Origin of the sequence: Acinetobacter sp. 1294243 (assembly GCF_000588015.1) — a bacterium.
GTDB lineage: Bacteria > Pseudomonadota > Gammaproteobacteria > Pseudomonadales > Moraxellaceae > Acinetobacter > Acinetobacter pittii.
On record NZ_JFXG01000003.1, the window covers coordinates 223,004 to 243,493 of the forward strand.

At 38.1% G+C, this 20,490-nt stretch carries 19 protein-coding genes; 8 read left to right on the forward strand and 11 right to left on the reverse strand.

Annotated elements, in window-relative coordinates; translation table 11 throughout:
• The first annotated feature begins 108 nt into the window (after positions 1-108).
• Positions 109-2,295, forward strand: a complete 2,187-nt coding sequence (blp2, locus tag J655_RS10610) for an Ig-like repeat protein Blp2 (protein ID WP_032007359.1) — start codon at positions 109-111, stop codon at positions 2,293-2,295.
• A 40-nt stretch (positions 2,296-2,335) separates the two neighbouring features.
• Here blp2 and J655_RS10615 read toward each other — a convergent pair whose 3' ends face one another.
• The 10 genes from J655_RS10615 to J655_RS10660 all read right to left on the reverse strand — a co-directional run bounded on the left by J655_RS10615 (position 2,336) and on the right by J655_RS10660 (position 10,654).
• Positions 2,336-2,974 (reverse strand): DUF2238 domain-containing protein, encoded by a 639-nt coding sequence (locus tag J655_RS10615; RefSeq protein ID WP_032007358.1) that lies wholly within the window; start codon positions 2,972-2,974, stop codon positions 2,336-2,338.
• A 79-nt stretch (positions 2,975-3,053) separates the two neighbouring features.
• Positions 3,054-4,442 carry an adenylosuccinate lyase gene (gene purB / locus J655_RS10620; protein ID WP_002118712.1) on the reverse strand — a complete coding sequence of 463 codons (1,389 nt, stop codon included), beginning with the start codon at positions 4,440-4,442 and terminating at the stop codon, positions 3,054-3,056.
• 54 nt (positions 4,443-4,496) lie between these two features.
• Entirely contained in the window at positions 4,497-5,228 is a 732-nt protein-coding gene (gene hflD / locus J655_RS10625; protein ID WP_002118587.1) for a high frequency lysogenization protein HflD, read from the reverse strand.
• Positions 5,229-5,241: 13 nt separating this feature from the next.
• Entirely contained in the window at positions 5,242-6,375 is a 1,134-nt protein-coding gene (gene mnmA, locus J655_RS10630; protein WP_032007357.1) for a tRNA 2-thiouridine(34) synthase MnmA, read from the reverse strand.
• Positions 6,376-6,379: 4 nt separating this feature from the next.
• Positions 6,380-6,868 (reverse strand): NUDIX hydrolase, encoded by a 489-nt coding sequence (locus J655_RS10635; protein ID WP_032007356.1) that lies wholly within the window; start codon positions 6,866-6,868, stop codon positions 6,380-6,382.
• Positions 6,869-6,967: 99 nt separating this feature from the next.
• The gene (locus J655_RS10640; RefSeq protein ID WP_032007355.1) at positions 6,968-7,726 is read right to left on the reverse strand and encodes a DUF4262 domain-containing protein; all 759 of its coding nucleotides are present in this window, start codon (positions 7,724-7,726) and stop codon (positions 6,968-6,970) included.
• A 71-nt stretch (positions 7,727-7,797) separates the two neighbouring features.
• Positions 7,798-8,340, reverse strand: a complete 543-nt coding sequence (locus J655_RS10645; protein WP_032007354.1) for a gamma carbonic anhydrase family protein — start codon at positions 8,338-8,340, stop codon at positions 7,798-7,800.
• A 90-nt stretch (positions 8,341-8,430) separates the two neighbouring features.
• Positions 8,431-9,579 carry a D-alanyl-D-alanine carboxypeptidase PBP5/6 gene (gene dacC, locus J655_RS10650; protein WP_002118558.1) on the reverse strand — a complete coding sequence of 383 codons (1,149 nt, stop codon included), beginning with the start codon at positions 9,577-9,579 and terminating at the stop codon, positions 8,431-8,433.
• A gap of 126 nt (positions 9,580-9,705) precedes the next feature.
• Positions 9,706-10,128, reverse strand: a complete 423-nt coding sequence (locus J655_RS10655) for an MCR_0457 family protein (RefSeq protein WP_002118406.1) — start codon at positions 10,126-10,128, stop codon at positions 9,706-9,708.
• A 154-nt stretch (positions 10,129-10,282) separates the two neighbouring features.
• Positions 10,283-10,654 carry an MCR_0457 family protein gene (locus tag J655_RS10660; RefSeq protein ID WP_005073292.1) on the reverse strand — a complete coding sequence of 124 codons (372 nt, stop codon included), beginning with the start codon at positions 10,652-10,654 and terminating at the stop codon, positions 10,283-10,285.
• A gap of 101 nt (positions 10,655-10,755) precedes the next feature.
• On the opposite strand from J655_RS10660, the gene surE reads away from it, so the two are divergent.
• The 3 genes from surE (at position 10,756) to J655_RS10675 (ending at position 13,497) form a co-directional block, all read left to right on the forward strand.
• Entirely contained in the window at positions 10,756-11,526 is a 771-nt protein-coding gene (gene surE / locus J655_RS10665; RefSeq protein ID WP_032052349.1) for a 5'/3'-nucleotidase SurE, read from the forward strand.
• A 111-nt stretch (positions 11,527-11,637) separates the two neighbouring features.
• Positions 11,638-12,465 (forward strand): peptidoglycan DD-metalloendopeptidase family protein, encoded by an 828-nt coding sequence (locus tag J655_RS10670; protein ID WP_031968531.1) that lies wholly within the window; start codon positions 11,638-11,640, stop codon positions 12,463-12,465.
• 102 nt (positions 12,466-12,567) lie between these two features.
• Positions 12,568-13,497 (forward strand): LysR family transcriptional regulator, encoded by a 930-nt coding sequence (locus tag J655_RS10675; RefSeq protein WP_032007353.1) that lies wholly within the window; start codon positions 12,568-12,570, stop codon positions 13,495-13,497.
• A gap of 51 nt (positions 13,498-13,548) precedes the next feature.
• Here the strand turns inward: J655_RS10675 and J655_RS10680 are convergent, their stop codons facing one another.
• Entirely contained in the window at positions 13,549-16,167 is a 2,619-nt protein-coding gene (locus J655_RS10680) for a Lon protease family protein (RefSeq protein ID WP_005067989.1), read from the reverse strand.
• 165 nt (positions 16,168-16,332) lie between these two features.
• On the opposite strand from J655_RS10680, the gene J655_RS10685 reads away from it, so the two are divergent.
• The 4 genes from J655_RS10685 to rpmE all read left to right on the forward strand — a co-directional run bounded on the left by J655_RS10685 (position 16,333) and on the right by rpmE (position 20,457).
• Positions 16,333-18,507 (forward strand): AmpG family muropeptide MFS transporter, encoded by a 2,175-nt coding sequence (locus J655_RS10685; protein ID WP_032007352.1) that lies wholly within the window; start codon positions 16,333-16,335, stop codon positions 18,505-18,507.
• A gap of 22 nt (positions 18,508-18,529) precedes the next feature.
• Positions 18,530-18,931, forward strand: a complete 402-nt coding sequence (gene gloA / locus J655_RS10690; protein ID WP_005067992.1) for a lactoylglutathione lyase — start codon at positions 18,530-18,532, stop codon at positions 18,929-18,931.
• Between the two features lie 133 nt (positions 18,932-19,064).
• Positions 19,065-20,036, forward strand: a complete 972-nt coding sequence (locus J655_RS10695) for a bile acid:sodium symporter family protein (protein WP_080973456.1) — start codon at positions 19,065-19,067, stop codon at positions 20,034-20,036.
• A gap of 196 nt (positions 20,037-20,232) precedes the next feature.
• Entirely contained in the window at positions 20,233-20,457 is a 225-nt protein-coding gene (gene rpmE / locus J655_RS10700) for a 50S ribosomal protein L31 (RefSeq protein ID WP_001200845.1), read from the forward strand.
• Positions 20,458-20,490: the final 33 nt, after the last annotated feature.

Sequence of the window (20,490 nt, forward strand, 5' to 3'; positions counted from 1 at the left end):
GATAAACACATGGTTTTGATATTTTAAACAACAATAAAATAGCTTTTAAATGAAATATTTAAAAAGTTAGACATTTAAAAATATAACTGAAATTTAGGACAGGAAATAATGACAAGAATAATTGTAGCATCCAAAGAGGGTTTGGACGTTCTGCAAGATGGTCAGCTCAATAAGGTCGTGTTAAGTAAACCTTCTATTATTCAAATTGGTGTAAGTCAAAAAGATATAGCATCGGTGGAAAAACAAGGTGGAAATCTAGTCGTCCATTTAAAAAATGGAGAGACTATTGTCTTAGAAAATTTCTTTAATGAAGTAACGAATACAACAGAACATTCACTTGTTCTTCCGACTGAACATGGAAAATTTGTTGAAGCACAATTTGACGCTCAGGGTAAGGTGATCGACTATACAGGTTTAAACCATGTCACAGATTTAGCCTATACCAGCACGAGCCAACCAGCTTCGACAATGGCAGTTGATGATTCCCCAACTTTTTCGATGGGTAATGTGCTAAAAGCAGGTTTGGCTGTTTTAGCTGCTGAAGGTTTATATCTTTGGGCTTTTGATAATGATGACAAAGATGACTCGCCTGTTAATGTTCCAACCACTGCGAAACCAACAGAAGTAAAACTTGCAGATGATGCTGTTACGGTCACAGGTAAAGCCGAAGCTAATGCAAAAATTTATATTAAAGATTTAAGTGGAAATGTGATTGCTTCAGGTAACGCAGATGCAAGTGGTAATTTTACGATTAAGCTAGATAAACCTTTGACAGATGGAAATAAATTAAATGTTTCTGCTCAAAATGAAGGTGGTAAAGAGTCTAGTGCTTATTCTATTACAGGTCCCAAAGACACAATTGCTCCAGATGCCCCACGCGCCCAGTTAAGTGAAGATGGTTCAATCTTAGATGGTAGAACTGAACCAAATGCAAAAATCACTGTTTATGATGCTAGTGGTAATGTACTAGGCACTGTAACTGCAAATAAAGATGGTATTTTTTCTTTAAAGCTTACTCCACCATTGACGAGTGACGCGGGTGGAAAAGTTATAGCTGAAGATGCTGTAGGCAATAAATCTGAACCAACTAAAATTATTGCCGGAAAGGATACTTTCGCTCCGGATGTACCTTTAGTTGAAGTTAATAAAGAAGGTACCACAGTCGAAGGACAAACTGAGCCTAATGCAAAAGTTCAGATAAAAGATGCTGATGGTAAAGTGATTGGAACTGGTACCGCAAACGCACAAGGTGAGTTTCAAATCACGCTTTCGCCTGCATTAAAAGAGTCCCAAAAGGCAACAGTTGTTGTTGAAGATGCAGCAGGTAATACCTCTAAGCCTTTAGAAATTAAAGCTGGCTATGATACTATTGCACCGGATAAACCTACAGCCCAAATTAATGCTGATGGCACAACAGTAACAGGAACTGCCGAAGCTAATGCAAAAATACAAATAACAATAGGTACTAAGGTTATTGGTAGTGGAGTAGCTGATGCGGATGGGAAATTTACAATTACGATTTCACCCGCTTTAACTGTTAAAGATAAGGCCTCTGTATCTGCTATAGATACCTCTGGCAATAGTTCTGTAGCTCTGGAAATCAATGGTACAAAGGATACGCCTCCTGATAAACCGAGTTTTAAGGTATATGATGATAATGGGACCGCTATAAAACAAATCCTTGCTAACTCTGAAACAGATGATGCGACCCCAAAATTTACTGTCAAAGCTGAATCCAATGCGACCTTGACCATTTACGATAACGGAGTAGCAATTTCAATTATTAAAATAGGTCAAGTAAATGCTAGTGGTGAGTGGTCATTTACACTTGATAAAACTTTAGCCATTGGTAAACATACTATTACCTTAATGCAAACCGATGAGGCAGGGTTTACCAGTGAAGTGAGTTTACCTTTTACGTTTGACGTGGTCGCTCCAAAGGTTGCGAGTTTAAGTGAGGTAGCTGTTGATACTGCTCATACAGAAACTGTATCTGTTGCTGATAGTGTTGGGTTAAACACATTAAAGTTAGTACAAAGCACAACAAATGAAACGGATAGCCAGCAGCAGAAATCTTTGCCATTAGATTATTTGTTAAAAAGCTCTACATCTAGTGAACCAGACCCAATTGAAACTCTTTTATCTTCAGCGGCATTAAAGCCTACTCAGGTAAATGATCAGAGTGATATAACTACGAACGCTAGTAATATTACTCCCAATCTTGAGCATGTTTTGCCTGATACGACTTCTTCGGTTTTACAAAGCCTTTTAGAACAAACCTATCCTGTTGTCTAAAGTGATCTTAAAAAAAAGCGCTCATTGAGCGCTTTTTTATTTATGAGTTATTTGTTTTAGATGGAATCATGAGTGCAAGAAGTCCATAGAAAATTGCACCAATGGTCGCTAACAGCATATCTTTATGGGCATCCCACATATCGCCTTGTTGCCCATTATAATTTTCGGCTTCTTCGGGAGATAATCCGATAGCAATTGCCCATTCAATAAGTTCATATAAAACACTTGATGCCATGACAAATTGAACCACTAGCAAAAATAGACTGAATGGCTTTACTGATGGTAACCACACCTGAAACACGCGATAAGTAAGAGGGTAGAGAAAAATACCATAGGCAAGATGAACCAAACGATCATACATATTACGGGACCAACCCATGTATTGATCTAAGTTAAAATTGAATGCTTGTTGTATCCAATCATTGTATGGAACGTATGAATACAGGTAATGTGCACCAACAATATGGATGAGCAAAAACAGCAGATAGAAAGTAAAACTTAAAAAATCGAGTCCAATCTTCTTAAAAATAACAAAGAGCAAAATCAACATAAACACAGTGCCCGCTTGGTGAAGTAAATAGGCTTCAAATTCAAGAGGCTGAATAGCTGAAATAACAATCGCAATCAAAAGCAAGCCAAGAGCAATATAGTGTTTAAGTTTAAATTGTTTTTCGTTCATTTTATGAAGTCTTTATTGTGATTTATATGAGTGTAATAAAAAAGCGAAGCCTAAGCTCCGCTTTTTGTAAACTTTTTAATTAAATTTTGCTAATTAAATCGTTAATTTGTTTCGCTTGTTCAGCTGCATTACCTGTATAAGTTGCAGGAGTAAGTTCAGCTAAACGCGCACGTTCTTCGCTTGGTACTTGAGAAAGTTCATCACCATTTACGAAATTAACCATCATGTCACGAGTCATTGCTTGACCACGAGTTAATGCTTTTAACTTTTCGTATGGTTTTTCAATGTTGTAGCGACGCATTACAGTTTGAATTGGTTCAGCTAAAACTTCTTGAGCTTGGTCTAAATCTTCATTTAAACGGTTTGCATTTAACTCAAGTTTACCAACACCTTTTAAGCACGCATCGAAAGCAATTAAGCTTTGTGCAAAACCAACACCCATATTACGTAATACAGTTGAGTCAGTTAAGTCACGCTGCCAGCGTGAAATTGGTAATTTTTCACCTAAGTGAGCCAATACTGCATTTGCAATACCTAAGTTACCTTCAGAGTTTTCAAAGTCAATTGGGTTAACTTTGTGTGGCATGGTTGATGAACCAACTTCGCCTTCTTTCAATTTTTGTTTGAAGTAACCTAAAGAGATGTAACCCCATACGTCACGGTTAAAGTCGATTAAAATCGTATTGAAACGACGTAACGCATCAAACAACTCTGCCATGTAATCATGTGGTTCGATTTGAGTTGTATAAGGGTTGAATGTTAAACCTAAAGATTCAACAAAAGCTTGTGCATGAGCAGCCCAATCAACATCTGGATAAGCAGAAAGGTGAGCATTGTAGTTACCTACAGCACCATTGATTTTGCCAAGTAACTCAACGTTTTCAAATTGTTTGATTTGACGAGCTAAACGGTATGCCACGTTCGCCATTTCTTTACCCAAAGTTGTTGGGCTAGCAGTTTGACCGTGTGTACGAGACAACATTGGCTGTTCAGCGTGAGTCGTTGCCAAAGCAGAGATCGCATTAAGGATTTGCTTCATGCTTGATACTAAAACTTCACGACCATTTTTAAGCATAAGCGCATGAGACAAGTTGTTGATGTCTTCAGAAGTACATGCAAAGTGAATGAATTCACCCGCATTTTGTAATTCAGCGATACCAGCAATTTTCTCTTTTAAGAAATACTCAACTGCTTTAACGTCATGGTTAGTCGTACGTTCAATCTCTTTAATACGATTTGCATCTTCTTCAGAGAAGTTGCTAACAATTGCATCTAAAGCTGCATTTGTTTCGTTTGAAAAAGGTGCAACTTCAACAATTTCCGGACGGTTAGAAAGTGCTTGTAACCAACGCACTTCTACAGTGACACGAGCATGGATTAAACCAAACTCAGAAAGAAAAGGGCGTAGCGCATCACATTTGCTGGCATAACGTCCATCTAATGGTGATAGTGCGGTTAAAGCGTTCATAACGATTCCTTAATGTTGGAATAAACATAAAACTAAAAAATCTCGTTTATAGTCTTAAACGACTTGGTACTGTAAACGAGCAAGTGCTTGAATATCCTGTAGCAATTTACGTTTGCTAAAAATCATGTTCCATGAACTACCGCCGAGTTGTCGCCATAAATGGGCCATTTGTAAGCCAGTAAACAGACAAGCACGGATGCGGTTAGTATGGTTGGTATCTTTAAATGCTTCTGCATTACCACGAACTAAAATGCGTGGGTTAATCTGGCCAGCCGTATCAACATAAGTTTGCGCCAAATTGGCTAAAATGCTTGGGTGTAGGTAGTTATTATCAAAAAAAGACAGCTGTTTTAAAATTTTCTGCTGAGCTTTTTCAATGATTGCGACATATTCAGGGTTGCTATAAACCTTTTTTTCTAGCTGTAAGAGCGACATCGCATAGGACATTGGCAATTTGGCCGTGCCCATTTTTGGAAGGCGAGACTTAGGCATGTTCGAAAAAGGTTGAGTAATACAATTTTCGAGTGTTTTAAGCCCTAAAGAAATATCTGCCAACTGATTAAAAAAATCTAAGGTTTGAACACCATTGTTGGCTGTAGGGCGAATATTTAAACTTGCTTTGATTAATAGTTCAAAATAGAAGTTACCACTTTCACCAATACTTTGCTGACCCGTCATGGCTGTCATATGGGTGAGCTGAGTGGCCTGAAATACCCCAGCCAAGGCAAGGGCACGGTTTTGGCGAACATTCAAGGCTTGTGATTGTTGAAATGGTAACTCCACCATGCCATTCATTCCCTTAAATAAAATTTGGTGTAGGGGCATTTGTATGGTGAATGACCCCCCCGCCTAAGCAAACTTCATCTGAATAAAATACAACGCTTTGACCCGGTGTAACAGCACGCTGAGGTTCATCGAACTCAACGCGAACACCGTGTTCAGTGTTTTCATCAATAAAAATTGTACATGCCTGATCAGGTTGGCGATAACGCGTTTTAGCTGTACAGCGTAATCCTTCAACTGGAATATTTTGTTCACCAGCTACCCAGTCAATTGACTCACTCCACAGTTGAGTACTTTGCATGAGTGGATGTTCATGTCCCTGACCAACAACGAGGCGATTATTGGCCAGATCTTTATGTAGTACGAACCATGCACCTTCTGCTGCACCTTTCAAACCACCTAGACCAATTCCGCCACGTTGACCGAGCGTATAGTACATCAGACCGTGATGTTCACCAACTTCTTTACCTGTATCAAGTACAATTTTCCCAGGCTGAGCGGGTAAATATTGTTTAAGGAAGTCATTAAAACGACGTTCCCCAATAAAACAGATTCCTGTTGAGTCCTTTTTCTTGGCTGTAGCAAGATCAAGTTCTTCAGCAATTTTGCGAACTTCAGGTTTTTCGATTTCACCTACTGGGAATAATGTTTTATTAATTTCTCTACCATGAACAGCGTGCAAGAAATAGGTTTGGTCTTTATTGTTATCTACACCACGTAATAATGGTGCATATGCTTCGCCTTTAGAGTTATATGTAGTTTCACCACGGCGTGCGTAATGACCCGTTGCGATGAAGTCTGCACCTAAAGTCATGGCGTGATCTAAAAATGCACGGAATTTAATTTCTTTATTACATAAAATATCTGGGTTTGGTGTGCGACCAGCCGCATATTCAGCTAGGAAAAGTTCAAACACTCGATCCCAATATTCCATAGCAAAGTTTGCTGTATGCAGCTTAATACCGATTTTATCAGCTACTGCTTGGGCATCAGCTAAGTCTTCCATTGCCGTACAGTATTCCGTGCCGTCGTCTTCCTCCCAGTTCTTCATGAAAAGACCTTCAACTTGATAACCCTGTTGAAGTAAAAGTGCTGCAGAAACAGAAGAGTCTACACCACCAGACATACCGACGATGACACGTTGTTGCATAGGACTAGGCATCCAAATGAGAAGTTAATGAGGGAGAGAAGGGGTGCTCATAAATAAGCGATAAAGGATAATGGTGGCCTTTCATAGCATCTTCAACTGCTTTTAGCACAAGAGGACTGCGAGCACGGGCAGATTCTTTGAGTTCATCTGGTGTCATCCACACAGCAGCCACAATATCTGTGTCAAGTTGAGGATCACTTTCAACCTGAGTTACATGCGCTAGAAAACAGAAACGGTAATAGGTACGGTCCGGAAACATGGGCGGGGTATAAGTATAAATACCAAGCAAGGCATCAATTTCAACATGATGGCCTGTTTCTTCAAGTGTTTCTCGAATGGCAGCTTCTGTTAATGATTCACCACATTCCACATGACCAGCAGGTTGGTTAAATACTGTGTGTACAAAACCTTCGCTATGCTCTTCTACAAACAGATAGCGTCCGTCTTTTTCTACGACTGTAGCAACAGTGACATGAGGAGTCCACGCGGCCATAAAAAAGCACCATGATTTAAAAGACGTATAATACGAAATTTAGGGGTTTTTGGCTACGATAAGATTTTTATAGATTACAGTATTATTTTATAAATCTTTTTACTCATCAAGATTTGTTATTTGCCATGAATTATTAATGGAGTCTCTCTCAGCAGTTTGGCCGTAGTCAAGATCAAAAACTTCATTTAAGCTCGAATCTCTTAATATCATTTGTTCTAAGGCGACAAGACGAATATCTTCAGGTTCTTGATTACCTGTCAAAAATTGCCAATCTCCATCATGATCATGTACAACTCTTAAAATAGGTTGATTGAACTCCAGACACTGTCGAGTGGTGAAAACCCCTAAATTTTTGGCCTCTCTAAATTTAAAATCAGCATTTCGATCTAGTAAAGGCTGATCATAAATAAACTCTTCTTGATATCCATCTTCCCAAGGAAATTTGTCATTGCGATCAGTCCAGACTAATTGTAAAGCTGAGAATTTATTATGTTGGTAATAATTTAACGCCCCACCAAAATAATCATCAATATTCCTGAAGTCTACAGGTAAAAACTGAGCACGACTTTCTTTAAAAAACTGATCATCATAATCTTGATAGGAGGTAATTTTTTCGCCATTTTTAATTAGGTTTGCTACATCATTAATAATGAGATGAGCTAGATCCGTAGGTAATCCAAAACAAATAATTTCAGGATGCTGATAACTCTCATATAAACCCACACTGTAACTGAAAGAAGGTAAATAGTTCGTTGCACTAATTCCCATAACTTGTAATCCATATTTTTCAATATTGATTTTGATTTGGTTTATTAGCTCCTGTTCAGTAGGGCAACTAGGGGTATTATCTAAGCTCATTATTTATTTCTCAAAGGTTTCTTATTTTTGTAAGTGCAATATATGTATCAATTAAACTAAAAATAGCAAAGTTAGACTTCACTATTTTTATGATTATTTTGCACTTTTACATAATGTCTTGCTGAATAAGGAAGGAACGCCAGTTCTTTTTCAGTCAATGGCCGCACTTGTTGTACAGGGCTTCCTACATAGAGATAACCGCTTTTTAAGACTTTGCGAGGTGGAACTAAACTTCCTGCACCAATCATCACATCATCTTCAATAATTACGTCATCTAGAATAACGGTGTTGATTCCGACTAAAACACGGTTACCGATGGTACAGCCATGCAAAGTCACATGGTGTCCAACCGTTACATCTTCACCAATAATCAGAGGTGAACCATTCGGTTTGGCATCATTTTTATGGCTTACATGCAACATACAATGGTCTTGTACGTTACTGTTTTTGCCAATTTGAATACTATTTACGTCACCACGGATGACTGCAAAAGGCCAGACAGAAACATTTTCAGCTAAGCTAACGTCACCAACTACAACAGCCATTTCATCGATATAACATGTTTTATCTACTTGAGGGTGATGTTCAAGATAAGGACGAATGTTCTTTGCCATAAGTAGTATCAAAATAAAATTTAGTCGAATTATAAAATAAAAAAGCACTCAAGCTAAATAGCATGAGTGCTTAATTCAACTATTCTAAAATTAGAATAAGTTGCTGAAGAATTGCTTGATATGGTCGATTAAACGAGCAAAGAAACCTGCTTCTTCAACTGGCTTTAATGCAACTAAAGGTTTTTCAGCAATTACTTTGCCATCTAAGCTAGCAACAAGTTTACCCACAACTTGACCCTTTTGAAGTGGCGCATTTAGGTTAGGTTGAACGACTAATTGAGTTTTAATGCCATCAGCTTTACCTTTAGGCATAGTCACACTAAAGTTTTCCGCTAAACCGACTTGAACTTCATCTTCTTTACCAAACCAAACTTTTGCTTTTGCAAGAACTTGATTGGCTGGTTGAACATTTGCAGTTTCAAAGTTTGCAAAGCCCCAAGCCAGTAACGTACGAGTTTGGTCTGCACGTTCAGACATGCTTGGAGTACCAAAAATCACTGAAATTAAACGCATTGGACCGCGTTTACTAGAAGTAGTTAAGCAGTAGCCCGCTTCATCTGTATGACCTGTTTTTAAACCATCTACACTTGGGTCAGTGTAAAGCAAGGCATTACGGTTACCTTGTTTAATACCATTAAAAGTAAATTCTTTTTCAGAGTAAATTGGGTAGTATTTTGAACTGTCTTTAATAATATGTTGTGCTAACACAGCCATATCTTTTGCAGTAGAATAGTGGCCTTCAGCTGGCATACCAGTCGAGTTAATAAACTGGGTGTTTACCATGCCGATACGTTTTGCTTCCTGATTCATCATATGAGCAAACGTGCCTTCATTTCCGGCAATATGTTCAGCCATTGCTTTTGATGCATCATTACCTGACTGGATAATAATACCGCGGAGCATTTCTAGAACAGTCGCTGTCCCATTTAAAGGAACATACATACATGATTCAGAACTACTGCCTTTACACCATGCAGACTCGTTCATACGAACCTGCTCATTTTCAGTGAGTTCACCTTTTAATAATTTTTGTTCAATGATGTAACTGGTCATCATTTTTGTCATAGACGCAGGTGCAAGCTTTTCGTTTTCATTTTTAGAAGCGAGAATTTGTCCTGTCTCATAATCCATTAATACATAAGACTTATTATTTAATTCTGGCGGAGCTGATAAGACAGTTGCTGCATAAGAAAAACTTGGTAAGAGGAGTAGTGCAGCAATAGCGCTTTTTCGAGTCATTCTAGGTAATTCCAATATCTTGTATGAAGCAGAAGAGCCTAGCATTTTAGGATAAAGCAAAGCCGACTTCTACGGGAGAAGTCGGCTTTTTCAAACAGTATTGTAACTCAAGAGTTTTTTACTAATTTAGTTTTGCGATTGATATGCTTTCACGTCTTGGCAAACTAATGTGTTTTGTTCATCACCAGCAGCTTTCGCATCGCTACGTGCTTCTTTTAAGTATTTCTTGAAAGCTTTGTCTTTACTACGTTTTTCTAATGCAGAAACAGCATCAGTTTCATTTGGTAGGTAGTCTTTAACTAAACGTTCATAGCCTTGAGCAAAATCAGCGTCTTTTTTACCAATCAAACTTGGACAAATTTCAGAAAGCACTTGAATTGCAGCTAATTCTTCAGGAGTCGTGCCTTGTTGTGGAGTGACTTCAACAACGTTTTCATTTTCGGTTTTCTTTTCAGTTGTTTTCTTCTTATCAGCAGCAAAACCAGCTGTTGCCATGCTCATAAGTAAAACCAAAGAGAGCGATTGAACTAAGCTTTTCTTCATAAACATCGATAACCCAAAATAAAATTTCTAAATATGCCGTTAGCTTAACCAATTTAGAATTTAAAAAAATGGAAAAAATGTATTGTTATGTTGGTTTTCTGCTTAATGGCAAACAGAAAACCCAAAATGAATAAGTTTCTAGATCACAAAAGAGTAAGATCTATTCTTTATAATTAACGATCTCTTCACAGAGCTCATGTTGTTCATGATGGTCCATTTGTTTTGCCGCAAGACGTGCTTCATTTAATAAAGTTTTAAATTCAGCATCATTTTGTAGAGTCGCTAAGGTCATTGATTTATTTGAATAACCACTTAAATACATCGCAATAATCTTTTGAGCGTTTGACTCAAGTTTTTTATTTGTTCCGACAAAAGCTGGGCAGATTTCCTGCAAAACTTGCGTTGCGGCAATGTCATCTTTAATTAAGCTATCAGCCTCTTGTGTTGAGATATCCTCATCTGCAAAAACCGCTTGCGTACACAATGTGATACTGATCCCCAATACCTGAAAAAAAGGAGCGAAAGTTTTCATTTTTTCACAATTTTATAATGCTATGGAGGCATAAATATATATAATTCAACAAATAATTCAATTGTGAAAACCTTTAGGTTTATTTGTAGAGAAAGATTTTAGTGAATATTTTAATTGCGAATGATGACGGTGTTTTTGCGCCTGGTATACAGGCTTTAGCTGAAGCATTAAGACCACTTGGACGCGTGGTTGTGGTTGCGCCAGAAAGTGAAAGAAGTGGTTTCTCAAGTGCATTAACATTGGATCGACCATTACGCCCCATTCAAATTGCCGAAGATGTTTGGGCAGTGAATGGTACACCAGCAGATTGTGTTTATTTATCCATGAATGGTTTGTTTGATTTTGAGTTTGACTTGGTCGTGAGCGGAATCAATAGTGGTGCAAACTTAGGTGATGATGTTTTATATTCGGGAACAGTAGGGGCTGCATTTGAAGGTCGTTTAATGAAACAACCTGCAATCGCTGTGTCTTTAGCGGGTCCTGATGTACGTGCTTATAACGATAAAGAAGATTATGCTCAGGCTGCTCAGTGGGTACATGATTTTATTGCAAGCGGATTACCAGCTTTGCCTCCGCGACATATCTTTAATATCAATATTCCTGACGTACCGCAGTTAAAAGGGGCGCAGATTACATATCAAGGTCGCCGTGCTCAATCTAAGCCTATTACCAGTCATGTCGATCCACGAGGCCGTCAAGTTTACTGGATTGGTCTAGCAGGTGAGGCGGTTACAGATCCGCAACGTGTTTCTAGCCAGATTCAATCTGATTTCTTTGCCGTTGCAAACGGTTATGTAAGTGTTACCCCTATTCAAATGGATGCAACAAGTTACGCTGTTTTAGAAGATTTACAGCTCAGTTTGAGTCAATAATTTGCCTCGAATGTTATAACTTTGTGAATAAAGAAAAAGAGGAACGTGTTTCCTCTTACTTTTTTGGTACTCTTAGCCGAAATGATTTGTAGCATTTAGTGAGGGAGATCAATGCATTTAATTGGGCAACAAAGCAGAGTGCATATCCAAAAAGACAAAATAATGAAAATTATGTTGTTGTCTGTGGCTGTAGGTTTTACCGTTGCTATGGCAGGGGGTGCTTCTAAACCACAAATTAATAATAGTTCTCGCTATGCAATGGCTCCTAACTATTACACAGTTCGTTCAGGTGATACTTTAAGTGGTATCGCAATGCGTTATGGCCTCGACTATATTAGTATTGCCGAAATGAATGATATTGCTCCGCCATATCGTATTTATGTTAATCAGTCTTTGCGTTTGAAGAAAGGTTCTTCACCAAGAACAGTATCTACGCAAGTCATGGCACAACCTGAGCAAATCAAACGTCAAACCATTGCTCTACCAACCACACAACCTGTTACACCAGTAACTCAGCCTACAACGACCGCACCGTCAACGAATACGACAGTGACTTCGGTTGCACCAAATTCTAGTTTGCGCTGGATAAAACCGAATAATGGGCCAGTGATTCAAGGGTTTAATTTGGCAAATAATGTCAAAGGAATCCGTTATGGTGGAAATCAGGGTGACCCTATTTATGCCGCAGCAGATGGTCAAGTTGTCTACGCAGCTGATGGCTTAAAAGAATACGGCAATCTGGTTTTAATTAAGCATATTGACGGCTATATCAGTGCCTATGCCCACAATAGCAAGATGTTGGTGAAAAGCGGTGATAATGTAACTGCTGGACAAAAAATTGCCGAGATGGGCTCTACTGGGGCTTCTCAGGTCATGCTTGAGTTCCAGATCCGTTTGGATGGAAAACCAATTAATCCTATAAATCTTTTACCAAAATAGCTAATGCATAAAACTTAGGTTTCCTCGTATAATATAATTGGTTGCTTTCATTACAACAATAAGCATTTTTTTATAAATTTAGAATTAGATTTGAGGAAACCTATGTTAGATCAGCTTCGTGCGATGGGTGTTTTTGCTTGTGTGGTTGAAAAAAGTTCATTTAGTGGTGCGGCACGTGAATTAGGAATTACAACAAGTGCGGTGAGCCAGCAGATTCGATCCCTTGAGCATGAAATGGATGTAATTCTATTACATCGCTCCACGCGTAAACTTAGTTTGACAGAAGCCGGACAGGCTTTTTTTTCAAGCTGTCAAGAAATGTTGGCGGCTGCTGAACGGGGGAAAATCAGAATTAATGAGTTGAGGGATGACTTAATTGGGGATTTGCGTATCGCAACTACTCCTGATTTAGCAGTTCAGCACCTCATTCCTGCGTTATCTCACTGGATGTCAGCTCATCGCGGTTTATCTGTGCATTTTGAAGTTGGGCATCGTTATATTGATTTGATTGAAGAGCGAATAGATATTGCAGTACGTATGAGCTCTACTCCAGTAGAAGAGAGTAGCTCTGTTATTCCAATGGCTTTTGTAGATCAAATTTTAGTAGCTTCTCCAAGTTATCTAAATCAGTCTAGTCCAATTGTGCATCCTAATGATTTAAGAGATCATGAGTTATTGTCGATCAATGTCATGAACGACGCACATCATTTCCATTTTCACCATGTAAAAACAGGTGAGACACTGAATATTGCAATGCAGAGCCGTTTGCAGAGCAATAATTTACAAGTTGCAAAAGCGTTATGTCAGCAAGGGCATGGTATTGCACGAATTCTATATTTAGATGCTCAAAAAGAGTTAAAAAATGGTTCTTTGATTGAACTCATGCCAGATTGGAAATTACCAACTTTTACTTTGTATGCAGAAGTTGCCAAACATGATCAACAACCAATGAAAATTCAGCGCTGTGTTGAAGCACTTAAACAATATTTTAGTCAATTAGCAGGAGGACGAGCGATTCAGATCGTTCGTTGATTTTGCCACTCTAAAAGTAAAAAGGGCCTGTATTTGACAGGCCCTTTTTTATTACTTCTGTTTTAAGGTTGCAACTTCTTCTACACTTTCTTGCGGCAGATCTTCTGCCGTAAGCTCTTCATGCTTCTTAATTTTTTTCTTATTTTTCTTTTTCTTCTTTGGCTCCTCTTCAATTTCTGCGCCATCTTCAATGGCTTGCCAATATTCGAGTTGCTCCATTACAGCAGCATAAATAGAGTGTTTACTGTACTTACCTTTTTTGTCGAGTGTACCGACAGGGCGGGCCATTAAAATCTCAAGCGCTTGATCAATGGTATCAATCGCATGGATATGGAATTGACCACTTTGTACTGCATCAATTACATCTTGGCGTAACATCAAATGCTGCATGTTTTGACGAGGAATAATGACACCTTGCTTGCCAGTTAAACCTTGTAATTTACAAGCATCATAGAAGCCTTCAATTTTTGCATTTACACCACCAATTGGTTGAACTTGGCCTAACTGGTTCATAGAACCTGTAATTGCCCATGATTGATCAATTGGTATTTGGCTAATTGCAGAAATTAATGCAGAAAGCTCGGCAACTGTTGCACTGTCGCCATCTACTTGCCCATAACTTTGTTCAAATGCAAGCGCAGCAGAGAAATGTAAAATCTGTTCACGACCAAAGTGAGCTTTTAAGAAGCTCGACATAAGTAATACGCCTTTGGCATGTAGTGAACCACCAAGCTCTACACTACGTTCAATATCAAGAATATCGCCGCCACCTTGATAGACTGATGCAGTCAAACGTGAAGGTAAACCAAACTCAACATCTGCATAGTGAATAACAGAGAGGGCATTAATTTGACCTAAACGATGACCGGAAGTTTCGATTAACTGAGTTCCACGCGATAAATCTTGCCAGTAAAGCTCTCTTAAATAGCCTAAGCGATACTGTCTATGTTGTAGTGCCAAGTTAATGTGCTGGTCAGTTACAAGCTTTTCATTAGCTTTAAAAGCATGGTGATGTGCTTCGCGAATGAGGTCGCCCAACGTTGAAGCATGTAACGACAGTGAGCTTTGGTCTTCTGCCTGACGACTAGAGTCGGTAAGTAAAGCTGCTAAAGCACTACGATCAAACGGAAGTAATTTATCCGCTTGTACATAATCAGCAATTAGCTGCATGTAGGCTTGTTCATTTTCGTCATTACGTTGTAATGTATCGGTAAAATCTGCACGAATTTTAAAGACACTACCAAGCTCTGGTTCTACTTCTAAAATTTCATAATAAATTTCAGGTTCCGCCATAAGAACCACTTTAATATCAAGCGGAACAGCAGCAGGTTCAATCGAGATAGAGCCTGTTAACGTCAGCATATGTTCAAGAGAAGAAAGCTTGAGTTGGCCTGATTTTAAGGCGCGCTTTAAACCTTGCCATGCATAAGGCTGTTCGAGTAATTGCTCGGCCTCAAGCATTAAAAAGCCACCATTCGCTTGATGTAGGGCACCTGGACGAATGAGAGTGAAATCTGTGGTAATTGTGCCGTTGTGAGTAAGTTGTTCAACATGACCAAGCAAGTTGTAGTGTGTTGGGAAATCTTCAAAAATAACCGGTGCACCACTGTTTGGTTTGTTTGAGACAATTACATTAGCCTGATAACGTGCTGGCACACGATTGAACATTGCCGGAGCAAAGTCATCTTCTTCTTGCTCTAAAATGAGTTCAACATTATCAATTACATCTTGAGCATATTGTTTTAAATAATCTTCAAGGCCTTTGACTTGACCATATTTATTTAAAATCAAATCCATGCGTGGCTTAACCACTTGAGTCGCGATGTCTCGATTCAACACAGAGACTTTGTCACGTGCGTCATCTTCTAAATCACCTAAATGCAAACCAAGACGCTCGAGCTTTTTATCCATGTAGCGAACATTCGCCGCAATTTCAGCACGTTGCTTCGTATTTAAAGCATCAATTTCTGTTTGAGTCAGTTCTTGCACCTGATCATCTTTTACTTGTACAGGTACAAAGCCATGCTTTTCATTACGGGAGATGAGTTTTAAGTCGAGTTCTTCACCTTCTTTGGTTAACTCGACAAGCGCTTGTTGCTGCTCATCTCCAGTTTCCTCACGGATACGCTCAATACGGTTATGATAGGTCTCCGCACTAAAACGGCGTTCAAGCTGTTTTAAAATAATTTGCCAAGTTTGATGAAGGGCATGTTGAAACTTAGTTCCTTGTCCAGCAGGGAAGCGTAAAGCAAGTGGTTGGCGTGCCTGCTTAAAATTATAGACATATACCCAGTCATCTGGAGTAGGCATTGTTTTCGCATGTTGTTGGAGTAAACGCTTAATCATGGTGCGTTTACCCAAGCCTGCTGTTCCTACTGCAAAAATGTTATAGCCAGAGTAGGGTAAGGAAATACCTGCTTCTACCGATGCTTTGGCACGGTCTTGACCTAAAAAGTTATTAAGCGGTTTTATACGTTTTGTAGAAGCTGGAATTTTTTCAAAATCTGGAATATGTGTTAGTTGTTCGGGTTTTAAGGCTGTTTTATCCAAAGTCATTTTTATATCAGGTTGCTCAAAAGCTGAAGGAAATGCATTTATTGTGACGTTTGTGGTGTTTGTTTTAGCGAGTGATAAAGTTGAGATGGTCACTTGATCAAGTTTTTGTGTCACTGTTGATATCCAGCAAAAGAAAACGAAGGTTGAAGCTTAAAGGTATACAGGTTTAGCATAAAATATCAAGCAAACTTGCCGTTTTTATCGCCAAAACAAAATTGATTGCATAAAGAATCTTGAAAGCAATTGTAAGAAGGGTTTGAATAGGCACATTTATAATTTATGGAAAATAAAAAACGAATGAGTGCTGAATCAAAAGGGTGGAAAAGTTCCTTTATGGCCTTCTTGGATCGCCGAGCAATTATTATGTTGTTTTTAGGCTTTTCATCAGGAATTCCCATATTTCTAATTTTTTCAACTTTATCATTTTGGTTGACTGAGGCTGGAATTAACAGAAGTACTATCACGATGTTCTCTTGGGCAGCTTTGGCTTATTCGTTCAAGTTTATTTGGGCACCCTTGATAGATAAATTACCACTTCCTTATTTAACAAGAAAAATGGGGTTAAGACGTAGTTGGCTATTAGTTGCACAAATTTTGGTTATCTGTGCAATTTGCTTAATGGCATTTACAAATCCCTTACCGAATACTTCTGATTTTGGCTCATTTTCAAATCTGACCATTATGGCAGCAGCTGCTATTTTCCTTGGCTTCTCGTCAGCTACGCAAGATATTATTGTTGATGCTTATCGTATTGAATTAACTGAAGATCCTAATGTGCAAACTGTTTTAGCTTCAACGTATAATGCTGGATATCGTACTGCTACAATCATTACACAATTAGGTGCGTTATTATTTGCAGCTTCACTGGGTACGGCTGTTGGTAATTATATATATGAAGCTTGGCGAACTACATATTTATTAATGGCAGGCCTCATGGGTATAGGAATAATTACAACATTATTTATTCATGAGCCTGAAGTTAAACGTATTCAACATCACTATCAAGCTAAAGACTATTTTCAGTTATTCTCGGTTTTTGTTATTTCAACCATCGTTTTTGGGATTAGCTTTTACCAAATTGGTTTAATTTTTGATTCGTTTTCTATCGAAGATGCTTTTTTAAACTTTCTACTTTTAGTCATTAAATTTTTAATTAGTATATCAATTGCGGTTATTGTAATTTTTGGGTTAATTAAGTTTGGTCTAATTAATAAGAAAATTGTTGTAGAAACATGGTTGTCACCTTTACTAGATTTTTTTAAGCGATATGGATTAAAAGTTGCTTTAGCAATTTTATTGCTAATAGGTTTTTATCGTATTTCAGATGTCGTTGCTGGTGTAATGGCTAATTTATTCTATTTAGACTTAAATTTTGATAAAGAGGAAATTGCTTGGTTTAATAAGTTTTTTGCAATCTTCTTTGTCATATTGGGTGGTTTTCTCGGAGGAATGTTAGCGCAACGCTATAATGTAATGAAAATGATGTTGTTAGGAGCAATTTTAGCAAGCACTACCAACTTGATTTTTGTTGGATTAGTTAAATCTGGCGCTACTATGCAAAATGTTCAAGTTCATATAGGGGATCACACTTATACTACAAGCCCTGATGAAGTGGGAAATTGGTCACTAAAATTCCCGAGTAATACATTGACGTCAGCTCAGAATGAAGTCTCAATTAATTCTCAGCCTGTAGGCTATGCTGAACCTTTAAAGATAAACCTTCCATTAAAATTATTTAACTCAGAATCACAACCAGATATTTATGTTCAAGCAATTGGTGGAGATAATCTTTTATATAAAGATGAACTGAAAAAAGATGTAATTCTTCATGGTAGTTTATTGAATCTACCTAAAAATGGTGAGCTAAAATCAGTTAGTATTTTATCGAATTCACAAAATAAAATAGAAGGTAAGATTAAAGGTAGTGACTGGAATGTTATTATTCCTGGAAATGATCTTGCTAAACTTAATTCAATACAAGTAGTAGCAAATTATGAAGCCAATAAGCAAATACATACTTTAACTTTAAACCATTCTTATCAAAAGCAACTAGAAGAGAATCAACCTCGTTATCGTATGAGTTTATCCGATATTCCAGCGATTCCGATTGATAAAAATGTTGATATCGAATTGAAAGGAAAAGTAGTTGTTCCTTATAGCAAAGTTTGGTTAGTAATGGGCATCATATTTGATAACTTAGCCTCCGGATTAGCTGGGGCAGTTTTTATTGCATTTCTTTCTAGTTTAACTAGTGTGTCATTTACTGCCATGCAATATGCTATTTTTAGCTCGCTAATGCTGTTGTTACCAAAAACGATTGGTGGTTACTCAGGTACAATAGTGAATCATATCGGTTATTCAGGCTTTTTTACGGCTACATTTTTGATGGGATTACCAATTTTATTACTCGTGATTTGGGTGGGTAAGTTGTTGGCTAATCAATCATCAAAATGAAAGTTTTCTAGGAGATAAATATATGCGAATGCTTCATACAATGTTGCGAGTAGGCAATTTAGAACAATCTTTAAAGTTCTATACCGAAGTATTAGGGATGAAGTTACTTCGTAAGCGTGATTATGAAGAAGGGCGCTTTACACTAGCATTTGTTGGCTATGGTGATGAAGAAACCAATACCGTGCTTGAGCTTACCCATAACTGGGATACATCAAGTTATGATTTAGGCAATGCCTATGGTCACATTGCCATTGGTGTTGACGATGCCTACAAAGCGTGTGAAGAAATTAAAGCACGTGGTGGCAAAGTTGTGCGTGAAGCGGGGCCAATGAAAGGTGGTGTTACCGTGATTGCATTTGTTGAAGATCCAGACGGCTATAAAGTCGAATTGATTCAACAAGATGCTAATGCGACAAATAACTAAAAATTGACTGTGATGCTTTAAGAATTAGTTCTTAAAAGCCTAGCTTTATTTTTTTAGCCCAGTATGATGAACGCTTGACCAAATGGTCAATTTATCAACTGGGTTTTTTATTTATCTAGAATAATCATAGGAAATGGCTATGCTGAAGTTATTGGCTCTTGATCGATTTACAGTTTTGTTAGTTGGAATGGTACTACTAGCAACATTTTTTCCAGTCAGTGGTCAAGCAGCTCAATATTTCAATACACTGACCACAGTCGCAATTGCAATTTTATTCTTTTTGCATGGTGCGAAATTATCACGTGAGGCTGTGATTGAAGGTATTTTGCATTGGAAAATGCATTTATTGGTCTTCGCATTTACTTTCTTTATTTTCCCCGTAATTGGTTTGTTGGCTAAGCCGATTTTATTGCCTCTATTAGGCCAACAGCTGTACTGGGGTTTTTTATTTATGTGCTTTTTACCCTCTACAGTTCAATCTTCTATTGCATTTACATCAGTGGCAAAAGGGAACGTGGCGGGAGCCGTGTGTAGTGCATCTTTTTCAAATTTGATTGGTATGTTTATTACACCAGTATTGGTGAGCTTCTTTATTTTAGGCCAAAGCCAACATGGATTTGACCCGACGACTTCAATTATACAAATTACATTATTACTGTTAGTGCCATTTATTTTAGGTCAATTATTACGTCCTTATATTTTCCCTTATATGGCAAAAGTTCCGAGTATTGTTAAAGCATTCGATCAAGGCTCAATTTTGATGGTGGTGTATGGCGCATTTAGTGGAGCAGTGGTTGCAGGGCTTTGGCACCAAGTGAGTTGGAAAACTTTACTCATTCTAACAATTGCGTGTTCAGTACTTTTAACGATTATTATGCTATTAGCACTTTACCTACCGCGTGCTTTAGGTTTTAACCGAGCAGATCAAGTCACGGTTTTCTTTTGTAGCTCTAAAAAAACGTTGGCAAGTGGTGTTCCGATGGCACAAATCTTATTTATTGGTCAGCCTTTAGGCATGATCGTATTGCCTATTATGATCTTTCACCAAATCCAATTAATGGTGTGTGGGGTGATTGCAAATTACTGGGCTAAATCGAAAGATTAATTCGCAAAAGAAAATTATTTGACGTATAATGTTGCCCACTTGTTGTGCTTAGCTCTAACCCTAGAGGTTTCGGTGGGCCAAAAGAATGGTCTGTTGTGGTGTTGATCTGCTCATTTTGAGCCTGTCCTCAACTTAGTTGAGAGTGATCAATTGCGATGACAGCTTAAGCCTTTCTTCCAATTAGGAGTAATCGACGATGCGCGCCGATATTCACCCAAAATATGAAAAATTAGTTGCAACTTGTTCTTGCGGTAACGTAATCGAAACTCGTTCTGCTTTAGGTAAAGAAACTATCTACCTTGACGTATGTTCAGCTTGCCACCCATTCTACACTGGTAAGCAAAAGAATGTAGACACTGGTGGTCGTATCGACAAATTCAAACAACGTTTTGCTGGTATGTCTCGCTCTATCAAGCGTTAATACTGCAACACGAAACAAAAAACGGGCTTTATG

Excerpts from the sequence above, each read along its gene's own strand:
- J655_RS10635 (WP_032007356.1), bottom strand. The coding sequence starts at position 6,868 with ATGGCCGCGTGGACTCCTCATGTCACTGTTGCTACAGTCGTAGAAAAA.
- hflD (WP_002118587.1), bottom strand. The coding sequence starts at position 5,228 with ATGGTGGAGTTACCATTTCAACAATCACAAGCCTTGAATGTTCGCCAA.
- J655_RS10645 (WP_032007354.1), bottom strand. The coding sequence starts at position 8,340 with ATGGCAAAGAACATTCGTCCTTATCTTGAACATCACCCTCAAGTAGAT.
- mnmA (WP_032007357.1), bottom strand. The coding sequence starts at position 6,375 with ATGCAACAACGTGTCATCGTCGGTATGTCTGGTGGTGTAGACTCTTCT.
- J655_RS10695 (WP_080973456.1), top strand. The coding sequence starts at position 19,065 with ATGGCTATGCTGAAGTTATTGGCTCTTGATCGATTTACAGTTTTGTTA.
- J655_RS10640 (WP_032007355.1), bottom strand. The coding sequence starts at position 7,726 with ATGAGCTTAGATAATACCCCTAGTTGCCCTACTGAACAGGAGCTAATA.
- purB (WP_002118712.1), bottom strand. The coding sequence starts at position 4,442 with ATGAACGCTTTAACCGCACTATCACCATTAGATGGACGTTATGCCAGC.
- dacC (WP_002118558.1), bottom strand. The coding sequence starts at position 9,579 with ATGACTCGAAAAAGCGCTATTGCTGCACTACTCCTCTTACCAAGTTTT.
- J655_RS10675 (WP_032007353.1), top strand. The coding sequence starts at position 12,568 with ATGTTAGATCAGCTTCGTGCGATGGGTGTTTTTGCTTGTGTGGTTGAA.
- J655_RS10615 (WP_032007358.1), bottom strand. The coding sequence starts at position 2,974 with ATGAACGAAAAACAATTTAAACTTAAACACTATATTGCTCTTGGCTTG.
- rpmE (WP_001200845.1), top strand. The coding sequence starts at position 20,233 with ATGCGCGCCGATATTCACCCAAAATATGAAAAATTAGTTGCAACTTGT.
- J655_RS10655 (WP_002118406.1), bottom strand. The coding sequence starts at position 10,128 with ATGTTTATGAAGAAAAGCTTAGTTCAATCGCTCTCTTTGGTTTTACTT.
- gloA (WP_005067992.1), top strand. The coding sequence starts at position 18,530 with ATGCGAATGCTTCATACAATGTTGCGAGTAGGCAATTTAGAACAATCT.
- J655_RS10670 (WP_031968531.1), top strand. The coding sequence starts at position 11,638 with ATGCATTTAATTGGGCAACAAAGCAGAGTGCATATCCAAAAAGACAAA.
- J655_RS10660 (WP_005073292.1), bottom strand. The coding sequence starts at position 10,654 with ATGAAAACTTTCGCTCCTTTTTTTCAGGTATTGGGGATCAGTATCACA.
- J655_RS10685 (WP_032007352.1), top strand. The coding sequence starts at position 16,333 with ATGGAAAATAAAAAACGAATGAGTGCTGAATCAAAAGGGTGGAAAAGT.
- blp2 (WP_032007359.1), top strand. The coding sequence starts at position 109 with ATGACAAGAATAATTGTAGCATCCAAAGAGGGTTTGGACGTTCTGCAA.